This is a genomic window from Nocardia sp. CC201C (assembly GCF_030010695.1).
In the GTDB taxonomy this organism is placed as follows: Bacteria; Actinomycetota; Actinomycetes; order Mycobacteriales; family Mycobacteriaceae; genus Nocardia; species Nocardia otitidiscaviarum.
On the sequence record NZ_JASCXP010000315.1, the window covers coordinates 1 to 8,901 of the forward strand.

9 protein-coding genes are annotated in these 8,901 nt (G+C 69.2%); 4 read left to right on the forward strand and 5 right to left on the reverse strand.

Annotated features, from left to right (window positions below; genetic code table 11):
- A partial coding sequence (locus QK444_RS26475; RefSeq protein ID WP_282784764.1) for a M23 family metallopeptidase occupies window positions 1-642 on the forward strand: 642 nt, incomplete at its 5' end.
- 528 nt (window positions 643-1,170) lie between these two features.
- Here QK444_RS26475 and QK444_RS26480 read toward each other — a convergent pair.
- Window positions 1,171-2,157 carry an aldo/keto reductase gene (locus QK444_RS26480; RefSeq protein WP_282784766.1) on the reverse strand — a complete coding sequence of 329 codons (987 nt, stop codon included), beginning with the start codon at window positions 2,155-2,157 and terminating at the stop codon, window positions 1,171-1,173.
- A 173-nt stretch (window positions 2,158-2,330) separates the two neighbouring features.
- On the opposite strand from QK444_RS26480, the gene QK444_RS26485 reads away from it, so the two are divergent.
- The gene (locus tag QK444_RS26485; RefSeq protein WP_282784767.1) at window positions 2,331-2,693 is read left to right on the forward strand and encodes a hypothetical protein; all 363 of its coding nucleotides are present in this window, start codon (window positions 2,331-2,333) and stop codon (window positions 2,691-2,693) included.
- A gap of 163 nt (window positions 2,694-2,856) precedes the next feature.
- On the opposite strand, the gene QK444_RS26490 is transcribed toward QK444_RS26485, so the two are convergent.
- The 4 genes from QK444_RS26490 to QK444_RS26505 form a co-directional block, all read right to left on the reverse strand.
- Complete coding sequence (locus QK444_RS26490; protein ID WP_282784769.1) at window positions 2,857-3,165, reverse strand: hypothetical protein; 309 nt, start codon at window positions 3,163-3,165, stop codon at window positions 2,857-2,859.
- Between the two features lie 4 nt (window positions 3,166-3,169).
- Window positions 3,170-3,358 carry a hypothetical protein gene (locus QK444_RS26495; RefSeq protein ID WP_029931140.1) on the reverse strand — a complete coding sequence of 63 codons (189 nt, stop codon included), beginning with the start codon at window positions 3,356-3,358 and terminating at the stop codon, window positions 3,170-3,172.
- 68 nt (window positions 3,359-3,426) lie between these two features.
- Window positions 3,427-5,850: a DNA helicase PcrA gene (gene pcrA, locus QK444_RS26500; protein WP_282784771.1), complete on the reverse strand. Its 2,424-nt coding sequence runs from the start codon at window positions 5,848-5,850 to the stop codon at window positions 3,427-3,429.
- An 83-nt stretch (window positions 5,851-5,933) separates the two neighbouring features.
- Window positions 5,934-6,830, reverse strand: coding sequence for a bile acid:sodium symporter family protein (locus QK444_RS26505; protein WP_282784773.1), 897 nt, complete (start codon window positions 6,828-6,830; stop codon window positions 5,934-5,936).
- A 182-nt stretch (window positions 6,831-7,012) separates the two neighbouring features.
- On the opposite strand from QK444_RS26505, the gene QK444_RS26510 reads away from it, so the two are divergent.
- The gene (locus QK444_RS26510) at window positions 7,013-8,248 is read left to right on the forward strand and encodes a helix-turn-helix domain-containing protein (protein WP_282784775.1); all 1,236 of its coding nucleotides are present in this window, start codon (window positions 7,013-7,015) and stop codon (window positions 8,246-8,248) included.
- Between the two features lie 314 nt (window positions 8,249-8,562).
- A complete protein-coding gene (locus QK444_RS26515; RefSeq protein ID WP_029931136.1) occupies window positions 8,563-8,868 on the forward strand; it encodes a chorismate mutase in 306 nt (101 codons plus the stop codon).
- Window positions 8,869-8,901: the final 33 nt, after the last annotated feature.

The following is an 8,901-nucleotide window of genomic DNA, read 5'->3' on the forward strand; positions in this document are numbered from 1 at the left end:
GCCGCCGGGCAGACCGGCATGGACACCGCGCCGAAGACGGGTGAGTTCCAGGCCGCCGATCAGGTCACCGAACTCGCCGCCCAGAGCGTGAGCCTCACCGGCGCGGAGACGCAGGATTCGGGAGCACCGCAGGTGCTGAACGTTTCGACGCCCATGGACCTGGGCTCCTTCGACGACATCCTGCGCAAGGGTGAACAGTTCGCCGCCGATCTGGCCGCCCAGGAGGCCGCCAAGCTGCGCCCGCTGTTCACCAAGTTCACCAGCGGCAATTTCACCTCCGGGTTCGGCGCCCGCTGGGGTGTCCAGCATCTCGGCATCGACGTGGCCGCCCCCATCGGCACCCCCATCTACGCGGTGGCCGACGGCGTGGTCCTCGAAGCGGGTCCCGCCTCCGGTTTCGGCATGTGGGTCCGCCTGCTGCACGAGGACGGCACCGTCACCGTCTACGGACACATCGACACCGCCACCGTCTCCCAGGGCCAGTACGTCATGGCGGGCGACCAGATCGCCACCGTCGGCAACCGCGGCTTCTCCACCGGCCCGCACTGCCACTTCGAGGTCTGGCTGAACGGCGTGAACAAAATCGACCCGGTCCCGTGGCTGGCCTCCCGCGGCATCGCCCTGGGCCCCCAGCGCGACTAGACCGCAGTACCCCGAATCTCCGCTGTGGGCGCGCTGAGAACAGCGCGCCCACAGACACTTTCACGCACGCCCCCACCCGCTCCAGGCCGCCGACGGTCCAGCCCCGCCCCAAACGGCGAGCCACACAGCCCAACTCCGCCGCGCACCAGTCCCATGCGCCCGTCTCGCCAACCGGCCCCACTCGCCCCACGGCCAGGCCCACCACGCCACCCGTCCGCCCGACGGCCAGCTCGGCAAGCGGCCCGACCCGCCGCGCCATCCGTCCGCCAGCGACCCACCTCAGAGCGCAACCCGCCGCACCAGGCGGCGCCCACCCACGGCACAGGCCGACCCGCCGCCCACTCGCCTCGCATGGCGGCCCGACCCACCGACGACCCACCACGCCACCCCTCCGCCCGGCAACCCACCTCAGAGCGCAACCCGCCGCACCAGGCGGCGCCCACCCACGGCACAGGCCGACCCGCCGCGCCAGGTGGCGCGACGCGCGGGGTGGTCCGAAACCGCGAGGCATTCGGCCCCGCGAGGCCGTTACGCCCGGACCGTGTAGCCCCGGCTGTCGATGCGGGAGACCTTGTCGCCGTAGACGGTCGGGGCGGTGTCGCAGCTCGCTATGAAGTCGCCGGGGAAGCCGAGGTCGAAGGGGGCGGCGGCTTCGAGGGATTCGACGACTTCCTGCGGGAGGGTGAGATCGACCGCTCCCAGGTTCTCGATGAGCTGGGGCGCGCTGCTGACGCCGACGATGGGGAGTACGGCGGGTGAGCGGTGGCGGGTCCAGGCCACGGCGACGTGGGCGGCGGGGACCCCCAGTTCGGCGGCGACCTTGTCGATCGCAGCGGCCGCCGTGCGTTGGCGCGCGGTGAAACGGGCCGGGTCGCTGCGGTGTCCGGCGCGACCGGACAGCACGCCCTGTCCGAGCGGCCCCCACGCCGTGACGCTCATGCCGAATGCCTCCGCCATCGGAATCAGCTCGCGTTCGGCGTCCCGCCACAGCAGGTTGTAGGGCACCTGGAGGCCGGCGAACGGGGTGCGGTCGCGCAGCTCCGCGAGGGTGTTCGCGCGGGCCACCACCCAGGCGGGCGCATCGGAGATGCCCAGGTGCAGGACCTTGCCGGAGCGAACGGCGTCATCGAGCGCGCGCAGCGTCTCCTCGATGGGGGTGAGCCGATCCCAGACATGCACCCAATAGACGTCGATGTAGTCGGTGCGCAGATTCCGCAGGCTCTGTTCCAGGCTCAGCACCAGGTTCTTGCGGTGATTGCCCGCCGCGTTCGGATCGGCGACGTCGCGCGTCGGCGTGTACTTGGTGCCGATGACGAATCGGTCGCGGTCGCGCAGCACCGAGCCGAGCAGCTCCTCGCTGGGGCCGTACATGGGTGCGGTGTCGAGGAAGTTGCCCCCGGCCTCGGCGAAGACATCGAGCACACGGCGGTATTCGTCCGCGTCCCGCAGGGCCATGGTGCCCAGCGCCAGTTCGGACACACGCTGACCGGTTCGGCCGAAGAGTCGGTATCGCATGCCGACCACTCTGCCGGTCGGCCACCCGCGTAGGGAGACCGTGCCAGGGCCACTCTCGCCGACGTGTTCGTAGCGTCGGGAACCATTGCGCCCGGCGAGAGCACGGAATCCGTACCGTTGGTAACGGACGGCGGGTTCGCGCCGACGGTCCCACGGTAGACGGAAGGAGTTTCATGAGGAAAACGATTGCCGCCGCGGCACGGGTCGCGGCCGCTGGTGTTTCAGGTGTGGCCTTCGTAGCGATCGTCGGTTCCGGGGCCGCGCAGGCGGCGCCCCAGGATTGCGCCGTCGAGCGAGATCTGTTCGGGGCGTCGGCGGTGTGCCAGCCCGATGGGGGGAGCAACTACGTCCTGCATGTGGACTGCTTCGGCCTCTACGCCAGCGGTCCGTTCCCGATGTACGGCGTCGGGCCGTACACCGCGCTCAGCTACCCGTTCACGCCGAACGGCGAGCGCGTCACCACGGGCTGCACGGGGATGGGTCCCGGCGTCGTGGCCGTGGCCACCAATGCCTACGTCGAGGTCTACCAGGGCTAACCAACTCACGACGGCGATCCTTCCTGGCTCGGTTGGTCTCTCCCGCGCTCGGAAGTCGTTCCTGCCCTCGGCGATCGCTTCCACACTCGGCGATCACCTCCGCGCTCGGCGGTCGCCGCGTACGGGGGGAGGCGGGGCGGTCGGTGCCGGGCGCGGTGCGGCCTCACAGGTCGAACCGCGCCCGCATACCGACCTTGACCTGTTCCAGGGTCTCGCCCCCGATCGCCCCCTCGAAGGTGACGAGACTGGTACGCCGGTAGATCGTGATGTCGTAGAGCGCGATCACATGCGGCGTGCCCGGAATGGGAACCGACAGCAGCCGGTGCGCGGCGGGCACCTCGTAATCGGGATGTACGAGCGCGACCACCAGCAGCGGATTCTGCTGCACCACCGCATCGGCGTCCAACAGCACCACCCGGCGTTCCTGCCCGAACAGTGAGCTGGCCGCCATCCACAGCTCACCCTGCCGCATCGGCTCAGTCTGCATCGGAGGCTTCGAATTCGGCCTCCGCGCCGAGCCTTTCGTCGGGTGGGCGGTCGCGCAGTTCGGCGAGATCCTCCTCGAGCAGCCGCTGCCGCACCGCGCGGGTGACATAGTCGTTCATATCCGCGCCCGCGGTCGCTCTCAGCCGGGTGGCGATCGCATCCGGAAGCAACACGGTCATTCTCGTCGCCATACCTTCGAGTACACGCCCTGTCGCACCGCCCCGGCAAGGGGCGGTGCGAGGCGGCGTCACAGCTTCTCGAGGGTGCGGCTGTACTGCGGAATCAGCCTGATCTTGCCCGCGGTGCCGAAATCGATGGTCACCGTGGCCAATGCGCCGAAACCCTCGGCGGCGACCACCCGGCCCAGGCCGTACTTGTCGTCGCTGACCCGGTCCCCGACCGCGAGCACCAGCCCGGTGTTGTTGCGTTTTCCGGCGGAGGTGGGTGCCGGACGGCGCTCGCCCCCGCGATCCCGCACGCCGGGCCGGGGTTCGCTCCAGCCGTCGCCCCGCGTCCAATCCCGTTCGAAGCCTTCGTCGTCGCGTCGCCGCCGGAATCCGCTGGACTGTTTCGGCGCGGGCTCCAGGCGACGCCAGTCCAGTAGGTGCTGCGGAATCTCCTGGAGGAAGCGGGATTCGGGATTCGAGACGGGCTGGCCCCAGCCGGAGCGCACCACCGCGCGGGTCAGGTACAGCCGTTTGCGGGCGCGGGTGATGCCCACGTAGGCGAGGCGACGTTCCTCGGCCAGCTCGGTGGGATCGCCGAGCGCACGCATATGCGGGAACTGACCGTCCTCCCAGCCGGTGACGAACACCACCGGGAATTCCAGCCCCTTGGCCGTGTGCAGGGTCATGAGGGTGACCACCCCGGTGCCCTCGTCGGGGATCTGGTCGGTGTCGGCCACCAGCGACACCCGTTCCAGGAAGGCCGCCAGCGATCCGGGTTCGGGTTCGCCCTCGGCGGCCTCGGGCAGGATGCCCTCGGCCCGCGCCGCCTCCACGTTGTTGCGCGCCTCGGAACTGAATTCCCGTGCCACGCTGACCAACTCGTTGAGGTTGTCGAGCCGCGCCCCGTCCTGTGGATCGTCGGATGCCTCCAGTTCGGCGCGGTAGCCGGTGCGGTCGAGCACCGCCTCCACCACGCTGCCCACATCCGGGAAGTCCAGATCCTCCTGCGCCCCGGCCGACCGGATCTGCTCGAGCAGGTCCAGGAAGCCCGCGATGGCCCGCTGCGAGCGGGTGTTGAGCAGCGCCACCTTGCCGTCGGCCGCATCGCGCAGCGCCTGAGCGAACCCGACCCCGCGCTGTTCGGCGTGCACGGCCACACAGGCTTCGGCCCGGTCGCCGATGCCCCGACGCGGGGTGTTGAGTATGCGCCGCAGGCTCACCGCGTCGTTCGGGTTCTCCAGCACTCGCAGGTACGCGACGATATCGCGCACCTCCTTGCGCTCGTAGAACCGGACGCCGCCGACCACCTTGTAGGGCAGCCCCATGCGGATGAAGATCTCTTCCAGCGCCCGGGAGTTGTTGTTGGTGCGGTAGAACACCGCCACATCGGCGTAGTTGGCATCGCCCTGATCCACCAGCCGGTCGATCTCGCGGGCCACGAAGGACGCCTCGTCGTGCTCGTTGTCGGCGACGTATCCGACGATGAGGTCGCCGTCGCCCCGGTCGGTCCACAGCTTCTTCTCGCGCCGATTCTCGTTGCGGGCGATGACGGCGTTGGCGGCGGCCAGAATATGCTGCGTGGAGCGGTAGTTCTGTTCCAGCAGAATGGTTTCCGCGTCCGGGAAGTCGCGCTCGAACTCCTCGATATTGCGGATGGTGGCGCCGCGGAAGGCGTAGATGGACTGGTCGGCGTCGCCGACCACGCACAGTTCGCTGGGCGGCACCTCGGAGTCGGCGGCGAGATGGTGGCCCACCAGCTCACGCACCAGGATGTACTGGGCGTGGTTGGTGTCCTGGTATTCGTCCACGAGCACGTGCCGGAACCGCCGCCGGTAGTACTCGGCCACGTTCGGATGCTTCTGCAGCAACGCGACGGTCTCGCCGATGAGGTCGTCGAAGTCGAGGGCGTTGGCCGCGCGCAGCCGCCGCTGGTACTCGGCGTAGACGCGGGCGACCACGCGCGGGAACTCGGTGTCGTCGGTCTCGGCGTCGGCGGCGGCCTGATCCGGGTCGATGAGCTCGTTCTTGAGGTTGGAGATGGCGGTGGCGAGCAGGCGCGGGGTGTACTTCTTGGCGTCGAGGTCGAGATCGCGGCCGACCATGGCGAGCAGGCGACGCGAGTCGTCGGCGTCGTAGATGGAGAAGTTGGAGTTGAGCCCCGGCACCAGTCCGGCCTGGGTGCGCAGGATGCGCACGCAACTGGAGTGGAAGGTCGACACCCACATGCTGGCGGCGCGCGGCCCGACCAGACCGGCCACTCGCTCCCGCATCTCGGCGGCGGCCTTGTTGGTGAAGGTGATGGCGAGGATCTGCCCGGGGTGCACGTCCCGTGCGGCGAGCAGATAGGCGATGCGCCGAGTCAGCACCGCGGTTTTGCCCGAGCCCGCACCCGCCACGATCAGCAGGGGCGTGCCGGTGTGCATTACCGCGGCGCGCTGTTGCGGGTTCAGCCCTTCGAGCAACCGCTCGGTCTTCTGTTCGTCCTCAGCCACCGTCGCGTTCATCGTCCGTCTACGCTACCGGCGGGCACCGACACCACGACATCCCGCTGGCCCAGGTGTCCGAATAATGCCGGTAGCGCGACTCCTCAGGTGGCGGCGCGGACCTCCGAGCCCGAGTCCGCCCCGGCCCGCGCGCCGCGGCGGGCGAGCAGCCAGGCCGCCACGGCCGCCGGGCCGAACATGATGATCCCGTAGATGGCTCCCGGAACGGCCATGGTCTCGTTCCCCAGCACCGAGACCGCCACCGCGATGGCGAGTGTCGCGTTGTGGATGCCGATTTCCATTGCGGAGGCGATGGATTGGCGCGCGTCCACCCGGAACAGGCGCGGCACGAAGTAGCCGATGAGCAGGCTCAGGATCGACAGCAGCAGGGTGATCGCGCCGAGACGGCCGATATTGTCGGTGAAGGTGCCGAACTCGCTGATCGCCGCGACCACGATGACCAGCACCAGCACCACGATCGAGGTGATCTTGACCGGTCCGCGCATGCGCTCGGCCCAGCTCGTGAAGCGGCGGCGCACCACCATGCCGATGGCGACCGGGATCAGCACGATGGCGATCACCTGGAGGAACTTGTCCGGTTGCAGCCCGATGCCGCTGTCGTCGTCGAGGAACGCCGCCAGCGACAGCGTCACCACCACCGGCATGGTGAACACCGCCAGCACCGAGTTGATGGCGGTGAGGGTGATGTTCAACGCCACATCGCCGCCGGCCACATGGCTGAACAGATTCGCCGAGGTGCCGCCGGGCGAGGCGGCCAGCAGCATCATGCCGACCGCCAGCGCGCCGGTGAGCCCGAACAGGTACACCATCCCCAGGCACAGCAGGGGCAGCACCACGATCTGGCAGACCAGGGCGATGGCGGCGGCCTTCGGATAGCGCAGCACCCGGGCGAAGTCGTCGACGGTCAAGGTGAGACCGAGACCGAACATGACCAGGGCGAGAGCGAGCGGTAGGAATACCGCGAAAATCGAGGATCCCAAGGGTATCTCCTGACAACAGCATGTCCCGGCCGACCGGATGGCACCGGGATACGCCGAATACTGACGGATGCGCGCCCGCCGCGAACTGTGTTTTCCGACGAAGAACCCCGCCCGTATTGTGCCCGGCGACAACCGCGCCGTGGGACAGTGGGCGGACACGGCAACGAGACCGAGGGGTGCGCTTGAACAGGCAACCGGTAGCCGATCCCGTGATCATCGACGGCAGGCCGCTGGCCGACCAGCTCGCGCAGCGCACGCACGCCATCGTGACCGCGACCGTCGAGCACGTCCGCGGGCAGGTGGCGTTCTACCGCACGCTGCCGACCGAGGTGATCCGCCGCGACGTCACCGCGATCGTGCGGCGCAATCTCGAACTCTTCGTCACGACGCTGCACGAGAACCGCGATCCGGAGCCGCACGAACTGCTCCCCATCGAACAGTCCGCCCGGCGGCGGGCCGAGGAGCGGGTGCCGCTCACCGATGTGATCAGCGCCTACCACCTCGGGGTACAGCTGTGGTGGCAGACCATCGCCGAGCTGGCCGGGCCGGACGACGCCGACGCGCTCGCACGGGCGGGCGTGCTGCTGCAACGGCACCTGCAATCGGCGACCCGGGCGGTACTGGCCGGGTACGGCGCGGATCAGGCCCCGATTCCGCCGCAGGACCACGACCGCCGCCGTCTCTACCGGGCGCTCACCTCGGGTGAGGACGTGGCCGAGGCGGCGCGGTCGGTGGGCCGCACGCTCGCGCCGCGGTACTGGGTGGTGGCGCTGCGGGTGGCCGCGCATCCCGACGAGCGGGTCGAGGGAATCGACGCCACGGTGGCCTCGCGGCGCAAACTGCGGCGGCTGGAATACGCGCTGGACCGGCTCGGTCGCGGCGAGACACTGCACATGGTCACCGAGCAGGGCGGCGGCGCGCTGGTCCCGGCCCCGGAGGTCGATCCGGAATCGCGGTTCGAGGAGTTCGCCGCGCACCTGGCCGAGCTGGGTCGAGATATCGGGGCCGAGACCGTGTGCGCGGTGGATTCGGCTGTACCGCAGGATATTCCGGAGACCGCCCGGGAGGTGGATGAGCTGCTGGGGGTGGCGCTGCGCTATCACCGGTGCTCGGGTGTGGTGCGTTTCGCCGATCTGGCGGTGGAATACCAGCTCACCCGCCCCACCCGGGTATCGCGGATCAACGCCGCCGCCCTCGCGCCGCTCGACGGTGATCCGAGCCTGCGGCTGACGCTGGAGACCTACCTGGCCCACGATTCGAGCACCACGGCGACCGCGGCGGCGCTGCACGTGCACTCGAATACCGTGCTCTACCGCTTGCGCAAGATCACCGAGCTGACCGGTCTGGACACCACCAAGACCCGGGATCTGCTGCGCATGGCGGCGGCGCTGGCCGCCGCGCCGCAGGAGTCGCCGTGACCGCCGGCGATCGGAGTCATCCGGGAGACCGAGGGGTCCGAATACTGCGAGTGGAGCGAATATCCGGAGGATCGGCGCGGGGAGGAAACTCTCAGGAGATTCCAAACGTATTCGTTTTGCATGACCCATCGCCCGTGGCAGACTGGCCAGGTGACCAGCGCTCCACGAAGACCAGTTACCTGAGCGCGCCCATTCGGGGGACAATGTAAGACCGACCAGGTCGGCTTTCCACGTTGCAAGTCATGGTGAAGAACCGATCGGTAACGCTGCGGGTCTGCCCGCCGATCGACGTTCTGACCACGAGGAGAAGAAGTATGAGCATCTCGACGACGGGACAAGACAAGCCTGCGACCGGCTCCGACTCCGCGCTGCCCACCGAGGCGGAGATCGACAAGCTCCGCAAGGAGATCGACAAACTCGACGCCGAGATCCTGGCGGCCGTCAAACGCCGCACCGAAGTGTCCCGCCTCATCGGCCGCACACGCATGGCGAACGGTGGCCCCAAGCTGGTGCATTCGCGCGAGATGAAGGTGCTCGAGCGCTTCAGCGAACTCGGCCAGGAAGGCCACACCCTCGCCATGCTCCTGCTCCGCCTCGGCCGCGGCCGCCTCGGACACTGAAATTTTTTGCCTCCGCTCCGCTCCGGCGGGGTT

What these genes read in the sequence shown, in the direction of transcription:
- QK444_RS26485 (WP_282784767.1), top strand. Translation starts at nt 2,331, where the DNA reads ATGAGGAAAACGATTGCCGCCGCGGCACGGGTCGCGGCCGCTGGTGTT.
- QK444_RS26480 (WP_282784766.1), bottom strand. Translation starts at nt 2,157, where the DNA reads ATGCGATACCGACTCTTCGGCCGAACCGGTCAGCGTGTGTCCGAACTG.
- pcrA (WP_282784771.1), bottom strand. Translation starts at nt 5,850, where the DNA reads ATGAACGCGACGGTGGCTGAGGACGAACAGAAGACCGAGCGGTTGCTC.
- QK444_RS26495 (WP_029931140.1), bottom strand. Translation starts at nt 3,358, where the DNA reads ATGACCGTGTTGCTTCCGGATGCGATCGCCACCCGGCTGAGAGCGACC.
- QK444_RS26490 (WP_282784769.1), bottom strand. Translation starts at nt 3,165, where the DNA reads ATGCGGCAGGGTGAGCTGTGGATGGCGGCCAGCTCACTGTTCGGGCAG.
- QK444_RS26515 (WP_029931136.1), top strand. Translation starts at nt 8,563, where the DNA reads ATGAGCATCTCGACGACGGGACAAGACAAGCCTGCGACCGGCTCCGAC.